General features: G+C 59.5%; 9 protein-coding genes and 1 pseudogene. 3 read left to right on the plus strand and 7 right to left on the minus strand.

Annotated elements, in window-relative coordinates; genetic code table 11:
* Positions 1–146: 146 nt before the first annotated feature.
* Positions 147–6035: a dermonecrotic toxin domain-containing protein gene (locus BFP92_RS09955; protein WP_065929362.1), complete on the plus strand. Its 5889-nt coding sequence runs from the start codon at positions 147–149 to the stop codon at positions 6033–6035.
* A 75-nt stretch (positions 6036–6110) separates the two neighbouring features.
* Here BFP92_RS09955 and BFP92_RS09960 read toward each other — a convergent pair whose 3' ends face one another.
* The 7 genes from BFP92_RS09960 to acs all read right to left on the minus strand — a co-directional run bounded on the left by BFP92_RS09960 (position 6111) and on the right by acs (position 14156).
* Positions 6111–7091, minus strand: a complete 981-nt coding sequence (locus BFP92_RS09960) for a GlxA family transcriptional regulator (protein WP_056861681.1) — start codon at positions 7089–7091, stop codon at positions 6111–6113.
* Between the two features lie 246 nt (positions 7092–7337).
* Positions 7338–8102, minus strand: coding sequence for an ABC transporter ATP-binding protein (locus BFP92_RS09965; RefSeq protein WP_065929363.1), 765 nt, complete (start codon positions 8100–8102; stop codon positions 7338–7340).
* A gap of 27 nt (positions 8103–8129) precedes the next feature.
* Complete coding sequence (locus BFP92_RS09970; protein ID WP_065929364.1) at positions 8130–9242, minus strand: succinylglutamate desuccinylase/aspartoacylase family protein; 1113 nt, start codon at positions 9240–9242, stop codon at positions 8130–8132.
* A gap of 1 nt (position 9243) precedes the next feature.
* On the minus strand, positions 9244–9942 hold the full coding sequence (locus BFP92_RS09975; protein WP_058422264.1) for an ABC transporter permease: 699 nt from the start codon (positions 9940–9942) through the stop codon (positions 9244–9246).
* The gene (locus tag BFP92_RS09980; protein ID WP_017138431.1) at positions 9939–10628 is read right to left on the minus strand and encodes an ABC transporter permease; all 690 of its coding nucleotides are present in this window, start codon (positions 10626–10628) and stop codon (positions 9939–9941) included. The genes BFP92_RS09975 and BFP92_RS09980 overlap by 4 nt, the downstream gene beginning before the upstream one ends.
* A 92-nt stretch (positions 10629–10720) precedes the next feature.
* A complete protein-coding gene (locus BFP92_RS09985) occupies positions 10721–11506 on the minus strand; it encodes an ABC transporter substrate-binding protein (protein WP_065929365.1) in 786 nt (261 codons plus the stop codon).
* Between the two features lie 694 nt (positions 11507–12200).
* Positions 12201–14156 carry an acetate--CoA ligase gene (gene acs / locus BFP92_RS09990; RefSeq protein WP_065929366.1) on the minus strand — a complete coding sequence of 652 codons (1956 nt, stop codon included), beginning with the start codon at positions 14154–14156 and terminating at the stop codon, positions 12201–12203.
* 398 nt (positions 14157–14554) lie between these two features.
* Here acs and BFP92_RS09995 point away from each other — a divergent pair, with 398 nt between their 5' ends.
* Together BFP92_RS09995 and BFP92_RS31145 are read left to right on the plus strand one after the other, a co-directional pair.
* On the plus strand, positions 14555–14824 hold the full coding sequence (locus tag BFP92_RS09995) for a DUF2790 domain-containing protein (RefSeq protein WP_058422476.1): 270 nt from the start codon (positions 14555–14557) through the stop codon (positions 14822–14824).
* 577 nt (positions 14825–15401) lie between these two features.
* Positions 15402–15540, plus strand: a pseudogene (locus BFP92_RS31145) (ribonucleotide-diphosphate reductase subunit beta); the annotation flags it as partial.

A 15540-nucleotide genomic window follows, 5' to 3' on the forward strand; every position in this document is an offset into this window, starting at 1 on the left:
AGCGTCGCAATGGCGCAGTTTAAACGCTGCGGCGCTTTGCGTCAGGTCATCAGGTGAAAGGACTGCAACACCCTAACTATCTAAAGTCGCTTGCCCGCAGGCGGCTGGTTTACTGCGAGCCTTCATGACTTGCACGGACCCGCCCCATGACAAATATCGATCTTACCGACACCCGCCTGCCCGATAGCCACTATCAACTGCTGACCCGCGCCCTGCCCACCTGGCTGGGCAATGCCTCTGCCGACAAACGCCAGGCGCTTGCCAAGGCCACACCGCAACGGCTGCTGCAGGGCAGCGCCGAGCAGCGCGCCGCACTCAAGCGGCTGACCGGCGCCCACTGGGCTGCACAAAACAGTGTGGACCAGACATTGCAGCACTTGCAGGACGTCAAGGCGTTTGCAACCCCCCTCCTCGAACAGGCACTGAAAGCCCGTTTTGGCCTGGAACTGGACGTCGAAACCACCTTCGTGCGCCTGTATATCCCCGACCACATTCCGTGGACCTCGATACGCTCCGGCGCCACGCGGACCTGGACGGTCTCGCTGCTCGACGCCGCCCTGCACAACTTCGAACACAAAGAAACACTGGCCGATGCCTATGAACCGGCCTCAACCTTCATCACGCGCCCCTCGGAGAGTGGGCAATTCGACACTTTGCCGCACATAAAGCATGTGTTGTCGATCTCGGCGTTCACCAACTTGTGTCGCGACGTGGACATTGGTGCCCGCTACGCTCGTTACCTTGACGATGCATTAGCGATGGACAACCCCGTTGCCGCCGCCGTACTGCGCCATGAGGTCGACCGCAGCCACAAAACCGCACTGCGCGCAGCGCTGCAACTGGCTCGTATCCACGCAGATATCAGCGATGACTTCGCCACCTTGATCGAAGGGCTGATCGACGGTAAGCCGCACCTCAAGCTCCAGGGGCAGCCTTTGCTCTGTCAAGACTTGCAACTGATGGGGATCCCGCTCACGGGTATCCAATTGTTCGCTCCCAACCTGGAAAATCCCCGCTCGTCCCAACGCCTGGTGGCCTATGTTCCGGATGACCCACAACATCCACTCAAGGAGTATGCCTCGTCGCTGGCCTTCAAACAGGAACTGATCCGACAACTGCGTAACCCTGACTACCAAACCTTTTTCAGCCGCTTTGTGCCCCACTCCCATCGCGGGGAGTTTTTTTCCGGCCTGGGCCGGCGCCTGTCGCGCATTACCTGGCATCCCCCCGTCAAGGGCAGCAGCGAGGCGCCCTGGCGCAGCACACCTACCGACGACCCCAAGTTGCAGTTTGATGCAGTGCCGATCCGGGGCGATGTCTGGTCGCATCTGTTCCAGCGCAAACTCGACAAAATGCTCAACGATGCCCGCACCCTTGCGGTCTCCACTGCCAATGTGGATCGTGAGGCGCGGTGGCGGCTTTGGGACTCGTTCGTCGAGGTGGCTGCCTCGATCTTCAACGCGGCTTTGATGGTGGTGGCGCCCTTCGTCCCCGGGCTGGGCGAGTTGATGCTTGGCTACATGGCCTATCAGTTGCTCGATGAGGTGTTCGAAGGCATTGTCGATTGGGCTGAGGGCCAGGGCAAGGAAGCCTTCGGTCATCTCATGGGCGTGCTGGAGTCTCTGGTGCAATTGGGCGCATTCGCTGCGGGCAGCCATATTGGCCCGGCCGAGTTGCGTAAAGTGCTGCCCAAGGACGTACTCGCCTATATCGACACGTTCAAACCCGTCAGCCTGGCCAATGAGGCCAAGCGTTACTGGAAACCGGACCTGACGCCCTACCAGTGCCCATCCTCGTTACCTGCGCGCCTTGGCATCAACGAGTTGGGCCTGCACGAGGTGCGCGGGGAGACAATCCTGCCACTGGAAAACAAGCTCTACACCGTGGAGAAAACCTCGAGCAGCGAGGTTTACCAGATCAAACACCCGACCCGCCCTGAAGCCTACCGCCCAAGCGTGCAGCACAACCAAGCCGGCGCGTGGCATACGGAACTCGAACAGCCCTTGCAGTGGGACAAACACACACTGTTGCGTCGGCTGGGGCACAGCGCCCAGGACTTGAGCGAAGCCGACCGCGAACTGGCCCTGCACATCAGTGGCACCACTGAACACGCGTTGCGCAAAATGCACGTCAACGGTGAGCGCCCGGCGGCGCTGCTGGACGATACCTTGAGCCGTCTGCGCATCGACCGCGACATCCAACGGCTTATCGAGCAGCTACGCAGCGACGACCCAGCGGCGTACCAACGGATTGATCCTCAAGACACCTTGCAACTATTGACCACCCACGGCTCGTGGCCGCCCACCAAAGCCTTGCGCATCGTCAATGATAAAGGGCAGACCGCCTGGGAGTTCGGGGACAAGAACATGCCGGTGGTTCAGGTATACGAAACCCAGCTGGACAACGGAGACTTGCTGAAAACCGTCTTGCGCGGCCTGACCAGTGAAGAGATCCGCACACAGTTCGGCGAGCGCGCCAGCGACCCAGAGCTGAGCCTGGTGCGTCGTGCCCAGCTATTGCGCCACACCCTGGCGGATATTGCCGATCGCCAGCGCACCGCGTTGTTCGAATCGCGGTACGCGACGCTGCAAGCCTCTACCGAACCGCTTACGCAGCAATTGATCAACACCACGCCGCAGTTGCCGGCAAGCGTTGCGAACACCCTTGTGAGCGAGGCGAGCGGCGCAGAACTTGAAGCCTTGCACGAGCGAAACACGCCCCCGCGCCTGGCCGAATTGGCACGCACGGCCTTGAATGAAGTGCGGCTCAACCGTGCCTATGAGGGTCAGCACCTGAATGCACCGCAGCCTCTGGACACTGATCACCTGGCCTTGAGTTCGTTGCGCACACTACAGGGCTGGTCGGGCGAGGTACAACTTGAGGCCCGTCACCATTCGGCCACTGGGGAGACCTGGCTGCGGGTAGGCCCGGATGACGCGCCTATACATCGCACATTGGTGCGCACCGAAGCGGGCCGCTACCAGCCTCATGATCAACAGGGCGCCCTCTCCAGCGAGACGGACCTGTACTCAGCCATTTTAAGTGCCCTGCCCGATAAGCAGCGTGATCAGCTAGGCCTGGGCATACACCAGGGCGCACAACTCAAGCAGCGTCTGCGCCAAAAGCCGCTGCCACGCAGTGAACTACGTGTACTGCTCACCCCTCAAAGTGAGCCGCGACAGGTCACTGAAACCCTGCGCCTATTGGGCAACGACAATGGCTACCACGCCCAAGCGCCCACGCCGCTGGGCGCTCCAACCCTGCATCAGCGCGCACGTACCCTCTACCCCCAACTCGCCGAACATCAATTAACTGACCTGCTGAACCACTTGCACTCACAGCCTGGTGGCGCGGTCGCCGGCCTGGAAGCGCTGCACATCGAATACCAACAACTCAAACGTGACCTCAATACCTGGCAAGGCAATATTCCCCATCAGGAAGCCGGGAACGGCCCCGTACTAAACCTGCAGCAGCGTCAGTACGAGCAACACAATCGCGCGCACATTGCCCGCGAACTCAAACGTTGCTGGCGAAGGGAATTGCCCATAGATGACTTCTTCGAAGACCCGACCCGTGACGGCCACCGTCTGAACCTTCCTTACCCCATTCGCGGTGAACTGCCCCGGTTATCCGCCAACTTCGATCACGTATCAATGCTGACCCTGGCAGGCAGCAACCACACGCAGGGGGCGCCCGCGTTCCTGGGCTACTTTCCCCGACTGCGCCATCTGGCCGTTGACAGTATCGCGCTGGGTGACGTGCCGCCGGCAGTCTTCCAGATGCCCGCGTTGAACACATTGAGCCTGAGCAACTGCGCAATCACCTTAAAGCCGTTCAGCCAAACCCGGCTCGCCTCGATGACCCAACTGCAAGTACTGGACCTGCATAACAACCCCTTGAGCCGGGTGCCCAGTGTGGAAGCGATGAACGAAATACACACCCTGGACCTGTCCAACACCGGCATCAATCGCCTCCCCCCTGGCCTGCTCAGCCGCAACGAACTGACGGCGGCCTTTCTGAACGGCAACCAAATCAGTGAATTACCTGAGGCCCTGTTCGAAATGCCTGCCCATGCCAGCGTTGCCTTCGACCTGTCTGGCAACCCGCTGTCATCGGCCACCCTTGAGCGTGTCAAAACCTATTACCAGCAACATGGAACTTACTGGCAGGCCGATGCCCCCGCAGTAGATGTACGCGACGCAAAACTGTTATATCCCTCGCTCGACGCCAAGCAGATCAACCAGTTCATCTACAGCCTGCCGGGCGAGCTGGAAGCGGGTAAGCGCGAGCTGGCACGTTTGGCCAGTGAATTGGACACCTTGCAGCACGAGCTCAACCAGTGGAAGCAACAACCGCAGTCGCAGCCACTGGAAACCGCCCGGCGCCGTGAGCTCAATACATTACTTGAGCACAGCTGGCGCCGGGAAACACCTCAAAACACTCAATTGGTCCATGACCTGGAAATCCCTCAGGCGCTTGCGGGCGAGTTGCCCACCCTGAGCGCGCGCTTCAAGCATATTGGCTCGCTGATGATCAAAGGCAGCGGCGGCTCGATGGGATCAACCGCCTTTATCGACAGCTTCCCGGCCCTCAAGATTCTGGACATCGATAACGTTATGCTCGGCGACATCCCACCCTCAGTGCTCAACCTGCCCGAACTGGACATACTGGGGCTGCCACGTTGCTCAATCGCGCTGAGCCCCACCAGCAGGGAGGGGCTGCAAGCGATGAACAACCTCAGGTACTTGAACCTGGACCATAACCCTCTGGGACAACCGCCGGACTTGAGTCGCCTGCCCGGCTTGAGCCATGTCTCACTGAAAAATACGGGGCTGACGCAGATGCCCCTTGAGCTGCTGGGTAACCCACCCCGCCAGACGGTGAACTTGAGCGCAAACGGCATTGAGCAACTTCCCGACGAACTCTTTTCCCTGCCGAGTTCATCCACCAGCAGCCTGGACCTTTCAGCAAACCCGTTGACACCCCAGACCCTGGAGTCGATCAAACGCTACTGCCAGCGCACCGGCGAAAGCTTCGCTGCCCAGGCACCCGCAGAACAACGCATCCGAGCGCAGCAGCTTTATCCCACGTTCCTGGACACCGAGGCAGACCGGTTTATCTTTCACCTGCCCGGCGACATGGCGTCAGTCGACCCGACATTGACGCGCCTGAAAGCCGAATACGAACAACTCAGAGACGACCTGCAACTGTGGGTACAGGATGTGCCGGATCGGCACCCGATCCTGGATGTGCCGATTGACGAGCAAACCCGTGCGCAGGACCAGCTGTCGCGGCGCAACTTCAAGACACTGCTGGAAGAAGCCTGGCGACGGGAAAGCATCGAAGACGAAGAAAGTCTGGACGATGAACTGACCCATAAAGTGAATTTGCTCACACCCATACTGGGTGATTTGCCGCAGTTGAACGCCAACTTCAGCCACGTAAGCTCGTTCCATCTGACCGGCAACGGCACCACGACCGGCGTCGACGGCACACTGCGAAGCTTTACCAACCTGCAATCGCTGACGCTCGAAAAGTGTTCCTTGGGCGTTCTGCCTGACTCGATCCAGTACATGCCCAAGCTGTCCACACTTGCAATGGAGGAGTGCGCGATCCGCTTGACACCCGACACCCGCGAGGCGCTGGCGAGCTTGAGCCAACTTGAGTTCCTTGATTTGAGTCACAACCCGTTGGGGCTCGCCCCTGACGTCAGTTCCCAGCACCAACTGACCGCTCTGCACCTGAGCAATGCGGGATTGCGCGAAGTGCCGGAAGGGGTATTCCGTCTGGATCAATTACACACACTGGATTTAAGCAATAACGGGATCAGCGAGATACCGGCGGACTTGCTGCACGCCCCGGCACCGTTCAATGAAGACAGCGACCTGAGCGCTAACCCGTTATCGGCGCCAAGCCTTGCGCGTATGCGTGAGTATTACCAACGCACAGGCATCGACTTCCAGGTTGACGCCGCCACAGTGGATGATCAAGGCAACCCGTTGCCGATGAGTTATCCCGACACGGAAGAGGACTGACGGGCTGTTGCGCCGCTGATTACAGCCTTCACGCCGGATGCCAATGGACGAGCAGAAGGGAAGAATGAAAAATGCTCACCCGCGCTCGGAAGGCACCGACGACAACTCAAACGGGCTGCTGCTGCGCCGCTGGTTGCGGTCTTCACGCGGGGTGGCGCCAAAGAAGTTGCGGTAGGCGCTGGAGAAGTGCGGCCCCGAGGAGAAGCCGCACGACAGGCCGATCTGGATGATCGACTTGCTGGTTTGCATCAGCATCTGGCGCGCCTTGTTAAGGCGCAGTTCCAGGTAATACTGGCTGGGAACGCGGTTGAGGTATTGCTTGAAGATGCGCTCGAGTTGTCGTCGCGACACGCACACATGCTGGGCGATTTCGTCGGTGGTCAGCGGTTCTTCGATATTGGCCTCCATCAGCAACACGGCCTGGGTCAGCTTCGGATGGCTGGAGCCCAGGCGGTTTTGCAGGGGGATGCGCTGGCGCTCGCCGCCCTCGCGGATGCGCTCCACCACCAGTTCTTCGGAGACCGCACCGGCCAGTTCGGCGCCATGATCACGGGCCAACACCGCCAGCAACAGGTCGAGTACCGACATGCCACCACAGGCGGTCAGGCGGTCGCGGTCCCAGTCGAACAGGTGGCTGGTGGCGATCACCTTGGGGAAACGCTCGGCGAAGTCATCCTGCCAGCGCCAGTGCACGGCGGCGCGGTAGCCGTCGAGCAGACCCAACTGGGCCAAGGGATACACGCCCGCCGACAAGCCACCAATCACACAGCCAGCCCGCACAAGCTGCTTGAGCGCGCTGCTGAGCTGGGAGGCGATGACGGTCGGCGGCTCATCCGCCAGCAGGAACAGTTTTTGAAAGCCTTCAAGCTTGCCGGCCCAGGGCTCGCCCGGCAATTGCCAGTCGCCCTCGGTGCGCGGTTCGGCCTGCAAAAACGACAGTTCGTACACCACGTCCGGATGCACCCGCTGAGCAACGCGCAAAGCCTCCTCAGCCAGCGCAAGCGTCAGGGCTTTTGTGCTGGGCCAAATCAGGAAACCAATTTTATGGGCGGTCATTTAGGGGCTATCCGAAGCGAGTAACAGTAATGAAGACAAGGGCCAATGCTAGCCCGGAAACCAACACAAATCTCAAAACAAATGGAGATCCAATGTGGGAGCTGGCTTGCCTGCGATGGCGGTGGGTCAGATGGCACACCGGTTACTGATATATCGCTATCGCAGGCAAGCCAGCTCCCACAGGGACGGAAGTCAACTTCCGAGCTGCGAAATATGCACTATTTGAGTGCACAAAAGCAGTCTTGATTATTTCAAGCTACCCGAAAGGAACTGCTGCAACCGCTCGGACTGCGGGTTCACCAGCACTTCACGCGGGTCACCCCGTTCTTCGACGATGCCTTTGTGCAAAAACACCAACTGGTTCGACACTTCACGGGCAAAGCCCATTTCGTGAGTCACCACCACCATGGTGCGGCCTTCCTGGGCCAGGTCCTGCATCACCTTGAGCACTTCGCCGACCAGCTCCGGGTCGAGGGCCGAGGTCGGTTCGTCGAACAGCATCACCTCCGGTTCCATCGCCAGGGCACGGGCAATCGCCACGCGCTGCTGCTCACCGCCGGACATGTGGCCGGGGAACGCATCTTTACGATGGCCCACGCCGACCTTGGCCAGGTAATGCTCGGCCTTCTCACGCGCGTCTTTTTTCGACATGCCCAGCACGTGCACCGGCGCTTCCATCACGTTTTCCAGCGCCGTCATATGCGACCACAGGTTGAAATGCTGGAACACCATGGACAGACGCGAACGCATGCGCTGCAATTGTTTAGGGTCGGCGGCCTTCATGGCGCCGTCCTTGTTGGCCACCAGTTTCAGCTCTTCGTTATTGAGCAGAATCTTGCCGGCGTGGGGTTGCTCCAGCAGGTTGATGCAGCGCAAAAAGGTACTTTTGCCCGAACCACTGGAACCGATGATGCTGATCACATCACCGGCCGCGGCGGCCAGGGACACGCCTTTGAGCACTTCATGACTGCCATAGCGTTTATGCAGGTCTTGGACTTCAAGTTTGTACATGCGGTCGGTTCTCACAAAAACAGGTGGTCAGTCGTTGAGCAAGCGCCCGTGACGCAGCGCTTCGCGCCCCGCCACCTTGGCCAGCCAGAAACCCGCTTGGGCATAACGTAGCCGTTCAACGGCAAACAACACCCCGGATGTACCCGCGCAGACAATGCTGACGCGGTCGGTCAGAGGGTCAATCACTTCAAAAATCTCATCGCCCGCTTCTACCCGGTCACCGGCTTTACGCAAGTAACTGATCACACCGGCATGGGGCGCAAACAGCAACTCGGTGCCTTCGAAGGGCAAGCCTTCGCACGCGTCGTACTGCGGCGCCGGCCATTGGCCGGTGATCAAGCCTTGCTCGGCCAGGAACGCGAGGATGCCTTCGGCGTGGAAAATCGCCTCATCACGGCCGGTGTCGGCCTGGCCGCCCAATTCCAGGGTAGTCGCCAGGCACGCCAGCGGAACCTGTGCCTCGGGGAACGCCTGGGACAGACGCAACCACGGCAGTGAGCACGCCTCATCAAACGAACTGCCGCCGGAGTCTTCTGCCAGCAGGCCGACCTTCACGTTCAAATGCGCCGACAACGAGCGCCACTGCGGCCAGTGCTGTGGCAACGCATACATGTGCAACGCGGCTTCGGCGTCGCAATGTAGGTCAAGGACGATATCGGCGGTGCAGGCGTGGCTCAGCAAGGTGCGCTGCATGCCTTGCAGCTGACTGCTCGGCGCGGGCAGTGCGTTGAGTGCGTCGGTCATCGCCTGGCGGATCATGCGCACATTGGCGTGCGGATCATCGCCCAGCTTGCCCTTGAGCAACTCGGCAACCGGCGCGCTCAGTTCGACGAAATCACGGTTGAAGTTCTTGCCGCTGCCCACCTCGAAACGCCCCTGGTGGCTGCCTTGCAGCAACTGGCCCAGGCCCATCGGGTTGGCCACCGGCACCAGCTCGATCACGCCGTTAAGCGCGCCTTGCTGTTCCAGTTCGGTGAGGCGCTTTTTCAGCTCCCACGCCGCGCGCATGCCCGGCAATTCGTCGGCGTGCAGGCTGGCCTGGATATAGGCCTTGCGCTCGCCGCTGCCGAAACGAAATACGCTCAGTTGGCGTTCACACCCCAGGTGGCCCCAGGGCAACAGATGATCGATACGTTCCATATCAGTGCTTCCGTGGAGCCAGGTAGCTCAGCCAGCGGCGCTCGGCCAACTTGAACAGGCGCACCAGGATAAAGGTCAGGCACAGGTAGAACACGCCGGCGGTGATATAGGCTTCGAACGGCAGGTAGTACTGGGCGTTCACGGTGCGTGCAGCACCGGTGATGTCGATCAAGGTGACGATGGACGCCAGGCTGGTGGTCTGCAGCATCATGATCACTTCGTTGCTGTACTGCGGCAGCGCCCGGCGCAGGGCCGACGGCAGCAGGATGCGGCGGTACAGCTTGTAGCGCGACATGCCCATGGCCTTGGCCGCTTCGATCTCACCGTTGGGCGTGGCCTTGAGGCTGCCGGCGATGATTTCGGCGGTGTAGGCGCTGGTGTTGATCGCAAACGCCAGGCACGCGCAGAACGTGGCGCTCGACAGCAGCGGCCACAGGAAGCTTTCGCGCACGGCTTCGAATTGCGCCAGGCCGTAGTAGATCAAAAACAGCTGCACCAGCATCGGCGTGCCGCGGATCACGTAGGTGTAGAGCCAGGCCGCACCGTTGATGACCGGCTGCTTGGACACGCGCATCAAGCCCAGGGGCAAGGCGGCGAGCAGGCCGAAGAACAGCGAAATGGCCAGCAGTTTCAGGGTGGTTGCCAGGCCGCCAAGGTACAGCGGCATGGCTTCCCAGATGACGTTGTAGTCGAAGATCATAGATCAGCCGCCCTTACGCCTACCGAGTAGCGCTTCTCAAGATAACGCAGGGCCAGCAACGATACGCTGGTGATCACCAGGTACATCGCCGCCACTGCGAGGAAGAAGGTAAAAGGCTCACGGGTGGCGTCTGCCGCCTGTTTGGCCTTGAACATCATGTCTTGCAGGCCCACCACCGAGATCAGCGCGGTGGCCTTGGTGAGTACCAGCCAGTTGTTGGTGAAACCGGGGATCGCCAGCCGAATCATCTGCGGCACCATCACACGGAAAAACACCTGGAAACTGCTCATGCCATACGCAAGGCCGGCCTCGGCCTGGCCCTTGGGAATGGCCATGAAGGCGCCACGGAAGGTTTCCGAGAGGTAGGCGCCAAAGATGAAACCCAGGGTGCCGATACCGGCGGCCAAGGGGTTCAAGTCGATATAGTCGTCATAGCCAAGCATCGGCGCGACGCGGTTTAACAAGTCCTGGCCGCCGTAGAAAATCAGCAGAATCAGCACCAGGTCGGGGATCCCGCGGATCACCGTGGAGTACAAGTCACCCAGCCAAGCCAACCAGCGCACCGGCGACAGGCGTAACGCGACCCCGATCAGACCCAGAACAATGGCCAAGGCCATGGACGACAAGGCGAGCTGAAGCGTCAACCATGCGCCATCGAGGATGACAGCCCCGTAGCCGTTCAACATGATTCAGGTCCTCGAAAAGGGGGATGAAAAAATGGCGCAAACTTCAGAATCTTCTGTTGCTTGCGCCATTCTGGACAGACAGCTGCGACGAGTTACTTAGGGTCAGCGCCGTAAATATCGAAGTCGAAGTATTTGTCCTGGATTTTCTTGTATTCGCCGTTGGCACGGATCGCAGCGATGGCCGCGTTGATCTTGTCCAGGTCGGCCTTGTCGCCTTTGCGTACCGCGATGCCGATGCCGTCACCGAAGTACTTGGCGTCGGTGAACTGTGGGCCCACAAACGCGTAGCCTTTACCGGCCGGGGTTTTCAGGAAGCCGTCTTGCAGCAGGGTAGCGTCAGCCACGGTGCCATCGAGGCGACCGGCTTCCACGTCCAGGTAGATTTCGTTCTGCGAGCTGTAAGGCACCACCGTGACACCTTTAGGGGCCAGGACTTCCTTGGCGAAACGATCGTGGATCGAACCGCGTTGCACGCCGATTTTCTTGCCTTTGAGTTCATCCAGGCTGTCGCTGACGGTGGTGCCTTCCTTCATCACCAACTGCGCCGGGCTCAGGTAGTAGCGGTTGGTGAAGTCCACGGACTTCTTGCGGTCTTCAGTGATGGACATGGACGACAGGATCGCGTCGATCTTGCGCACTTTGAGCGCAGGGATCAGGCCGTCAAATTCCTGCTCGACCCATACGCACTTGACCTTCATCTCAGCGCACAGCGCGTTACCGATGTCGTAGTCAAAACCGACGATGCTGCCATCCGGCGCCTTCGAGGCAAACGGAGGGTAAGCCGCTTCAATACCAATTTTCAGAGGCTTTTCATCAGCGAAGGCCTGCATGGACAGCACGGACAGCGCCAGGGCGCCCAACAGCACAAGTTTCTTCATCTTGGGACTCCATCGGTATAGGGCAAAAAGCAGAATGAGCCGTGGCCCACGATGCGACTTAAGTGAAACCGAATAGCGGTGCTGCGTCCTACCCCGAATTGATACAGGAGACGACGAGCGAGTGATCGGCATTCTAACGACAGGCCGGAAGCCGATATTTCCTCAATGCGACAACAATTTACAGAAGCACCGAGAAAGCGGTTCCAGCTTATTGACAGCCTCTGATTTTTATGCAGAGACAAAAGATATAAAACCTGATGATGCTGCAAATTGCGGGCCTATTATTCGCAAACCCTTCTAGCACGGCAAGTCTGGCGTTTAATCTTATTTGTGAGGGTGTCTAAAACGCGGGTTTTCGGGGCATGGGCGTAGCGCATTGCCTCAGGCTTGGGCGTGGGGTTACACATTTAGGCTGGACGGTAACATTCAGAAACTTCCTGCGAGAGAAACCGATATTTATTGGCTTCGTGTTTATCCGGGCCCGTCAGACACCGCTGATTCCGGCCATGAAATACATTCAAAATGTGGGAGCGGGCTTGCTCGCGAATGGGGTGGGTCAGCTACATCTCTGCTCACTGATCCACCGAATTCGCGAGCAAGCCCGCTCCCACAGGGGATTTCCTTCGTCTTCGAGCCCCACAAAAAAGCCCCACCCGGCTCACGCCAAATGGGGCTTTATCTGACCCAGCCCGCCTTACGCGACGTTCATGGTCTTGTGCGTCTCAATCAAATGCGCCACCACACCTGGGTCGGCCAGGGTGGAGATATCCCCCAACCCGTCATACTCGGCCGTGGCGATCTTGCGCAGAATCCGGCGCATGATTTTCCCCGAACGTGTTTTCGGCAAGCCCGGTGCCCACTGGATCACATCCGGCGAGGCAATCGGCCCGATCTCTTTGCGCACCCAGTTTTTCAGCTCCAGGCGCAGCGCTTCGTTCGGCTCTTCACCATTTTTGAGCGTGACATACACATAGATGCCCTGCCCCTTGATGTCATGGGGCACCCCCACCACCGCCGCTTCGGCGACTTTCGGGTGCGCAACCATCGCGCTTTCAATCTCGGCGGTGCCCATACGGTGCCCGGAGACGTTCAACACGTCGTCCACCCGCCCGGTGATCCACCAGTAGCCGTCTTCATCGCGACGCGCACCGTCGCCGGTGAAGTACATGCCACGGAAGGTTTTGAAGTAGGTGTCGACAAAACGGTCATGGTCGCCATACAGCGTGCGCGCTTGGCCTGGCCACGAATCGAGGATCACCAGGTTGCCTTCGGCAGCGCCCTCGATGATGTTACCGAGGTTGTCCACCAGCGCCGGCACCACGCCGAAGAACGGGCGTGCCGCCGAACCCGGCTTGAGCGCGTGAGCGCCCGGCAGCGGGCTCATCAAGGTGGCGCCGGTTTCGGTCTGCCACCAGGTGTCGACGATCGGGCAACGGGATTGGCCGACGTTCTTGTAGTACCAGTCCCAGGCTTCCGGGTTGATCGGCTCACCCACCGAACCGAGCAGGCGCAGGCTGCTGCCATCCACACCTTCACAGGCAGCGGTGCCCGACGCCATCATCGCGCGGATCGCGGTCGGTGCGGTGTAGAGGATATTGACCTTGTGCTTGTCGACGATCTTGCCCACCCGCGTGATATCCGGGTAGTTCGGCACGCCTTCAAACAGCAGCGTGGTCGCGCCATTGGCCAGCGGGCCGTAAACGATATAGGTGTGGCCGGTGACCCAGCCGACGTCGGCGGTGCACCAGTAGATTTCGCCTGGGCGGTAGTCGAACACGCGTTCGTGGGTCAGGGCTGCGTACAGCAAGTAGCCGCCGGTGGTGTGCTGCACGCCTTTAGGCTTGCCGGTGGAGCCCGAGGTGTAAAGGATGAACAGCGCTTCTTCGGCGCCCATCTCTTTAGGCGCGCACACAGTGCCCGCCACTTTCATCAGGTCTTCGTACCAGATGTCGCGATGCTGGTTCCACTTGATGTGGCCATTGGTACGCTTGCACACAATGACTTTCTGGATGCTGCTGGTTTCCGGGTTGGTCAGCGCGTCGTCGACGTTGGCCTTCAGCGGAATTTTCTTACCGGCGCGGATGCCTTCGTCGGCGGTGATCACCACCTTCGACTTACAGTCAATGATGCGACCGGCCAGGGCTTCCGGTGAAAAACCGCCAAACACCACGGAGTGAATCGCACCGATGCGGGTACAGGCCAACATGGCGACCACGGCTTCGGGGATCATCGGCATATAGATAGTCACCACGTCGCCGCGGTGCACATCCTGGCCGCGCAGGGCGTTGGCGAACTTGCAGACTTCTTCATGCAGCTCGCGGTAAGTGATGGTGCGGCTTTCGGAAGGGTCATCGCCCTCCCAGATGATCGCCGCCTGATCACCACGCTCGGCGAGGTGGCGGTCCAGGCAGTTGTAGGAAACGTTGAGGGTGCCGTCGGCGAACCATTTGATGTCGACATGGTGGTCGTCGAAAGAGGTCTGCTTGACCGCAGTGAAAGGCTTGACCCAGTCAAGGCGCTTGGCTTGCTCGCGCCAGAAGCCATCGGGGTTGACCACCGACTGCTGGTACATGGCCTTGTAGGTCGCCTCGTCGGTCAGCGTGTTGGCTGCTACTTCGGGGCGAACGGGGTACAGGGAAGCCGCACTCATCTTTCTTACCTCGGTGACATAGTTGTTGTTGTATGGCCCCTGTTGTAGCCGGGGCTGCCCCATAGAACCATTCGACGATGGTAGTAACAAGCCCCTACAAAATGCCCTGCTATGCCCTTTCAGGGCTCTGGCCCACGGCCTGCGCGGCTTTGGCGCCTGATGAAAAAACCTTTACCGCGGGATTGTTACAAAAACCGCCAATAGTGTTTATCAAAAGCACGGGTATATGAATATAACCCGCAGGCCTAAAATCAACTCCGCCAACAAGGCAACGTGATTAACACCGTAACAGCCCCCACCAAGGCAACGTTAATCCGAACTTCCCAACTCTTAAGTTACACACGCGGCCTCATAAGGGCCCCGTGACCCCTTTCGCCCTGAAGAAGGTAAATACACAAATGAAAGCGTTAGTAGTTTTGGCCCTCAGCAGCTTGTGCGCCACCGCCGCCCTGGCCGACGAAGCCCCGACTGAGCTGGCTGGACAGAACCCACCGATCGTTGAAGACTACACTTACAGCACACACTTGGATGTGGCCAAAGTATTGTCCATGAGCAACATCCCGGATGTCTGCAACGTTGTACCGGTACAAATGGAATATGAAGACTCGCAAGGTCAGCGGCATATTCTTAATTATCAAGTGATGGGCAATGGTTGCTCTAACGGGTAATAACTTTTTCAGAAAGATTTAAACCCGGATCTTGGTCGCCGCAAGAAATCGTTCTTGCGGCCAAGAACCGCCCTCTGGCCCACCGCCCACCCAATGTGGGAGCTGGCTTGCCGGCGATGGCGATTTCGGCCTCACACACCCGCCAAAGCCCGCCACACACCCACCTCCCCCAGCCCTACAAAAACTATCCCACCGCCCGTCAAAAAATTCCTACCCCAGCAAAGCCTTGCAAACACACGCTCCGGCCGAAAACCACAGCATTTTGGCCCTCCATCGTGACCATCCGCCGCAACACAAAGCCGATTTTTTCCCTATAATGCGCGGGTAAATCGGGCCTGCAATATCCCTTTACACTGGGATGAAGAGCCAGACCTGAGGCCTGCGCGCGAGCCTGCATCTGTTGCTGCGCACCTCAAGCCTCAAGCAGAACCCGTAACCCTATTCCGTTTAATTGCCTGCGCGAGCTGTTGCAACAAACGATTCCTTAAGATCCACCGCGGCCTCTGGGCCGTGTGAACACCCAACCATCCGGTTTCACACGGGCACCTTTGAGCCCTCACGCAGGAGACGACACGTCATGCTGAGCTGGGACGAATTCGACAAAGAAGAAGAAGGCGAAGTAGCCGCCAAAGGCGCCAACGCCGGCCACGCCACCGAAGCCAACATGGACCGCCTCGACGGTGCCGGCGCTGCCGCCGCCATCGAAGCCCGCGCCG

The organism is Pseudomonas sp. 58 R 3 (assembly GCF_900006605.1).
GTDB classification, from domain to species: Bacteria; Pseudomonadota; Gammaproteobacteria; order Pseudomonadales; family Pseudomonadaceae; genus Aquipseudomonas; species Aquipseudomonas salomonii.

What these genes read in the sequence shown, in the direction of transcription:
- BFP92_RS09955 (WP_065929362.1), top strand. Translation starts at nt 147, where the DNA reads ATGACAAATATCGATCTTACCGACACCCGCCTGCCCGATAGCCACTAT.
- BFP92_RS09960 (WP_056861681.1), bottom strand. Translation starts at nt 7,091, where the DNA reads ATGACCGCCCATAAAATTGGTTTCCTGATTTGGCCCAGCACAAAAGCC.
- BFP92_RS09965 (WP_065929363.1), bottom strand. Translation starts at nt 8,102, where the DNA reads ATGTACAAACTTGAAGTCCAAGACCTGCATAAACGCTATGGCAGTCAT.
- BFP92_RS09970 (WP_065929364.1), bottom strand. Translation starts at nt 9,242, where the DNA reads ATGGAACGTATCGATCATCTGTTGCCCTGGGGCCACCTGGGGTGTGAA.
- BFP92_RS09975 (WP_058422264.1), bottom strand. Translation starts at nt 9,942, where the DNA reads ATGATCTTCGACTACAACGTCATCTGGGAAGCCATGCCGCTGTACCTT.
- BFP92_RS09980 (WP_017138431.1), bottom strand. Translation starts at nt 10,628, where the DNA reads ATGTTGAACGGCTACGGGGCTGTCATCCTCGATGGCGCATGGTTGACG.
- BFP92_RS09985 (WP_065929365.1), bottom strand. Translation starts at nt 11,506, where the DNA reads ATGAAGAAACTTGTGCTGTTGGGCGCCCTGGCGCTGTCCGTGCTGTCC.
- acs (WP_065929366.1), bottom strand. Translation starts at nt 14,156, where the DNA reads ATGAGTGCGGCTTCCCTGTACCCCGTTCGCCCCGAAGTAGCAGCCAAC.
- BFP92_RS09995 (WP_058422476.1), top strand. Translation starts at nt 14,555, where the DNA reads ATGAAAGCGTTAGTAGTTTTGGCCCTCAGCAGCTTGTGCGCCACCGCC.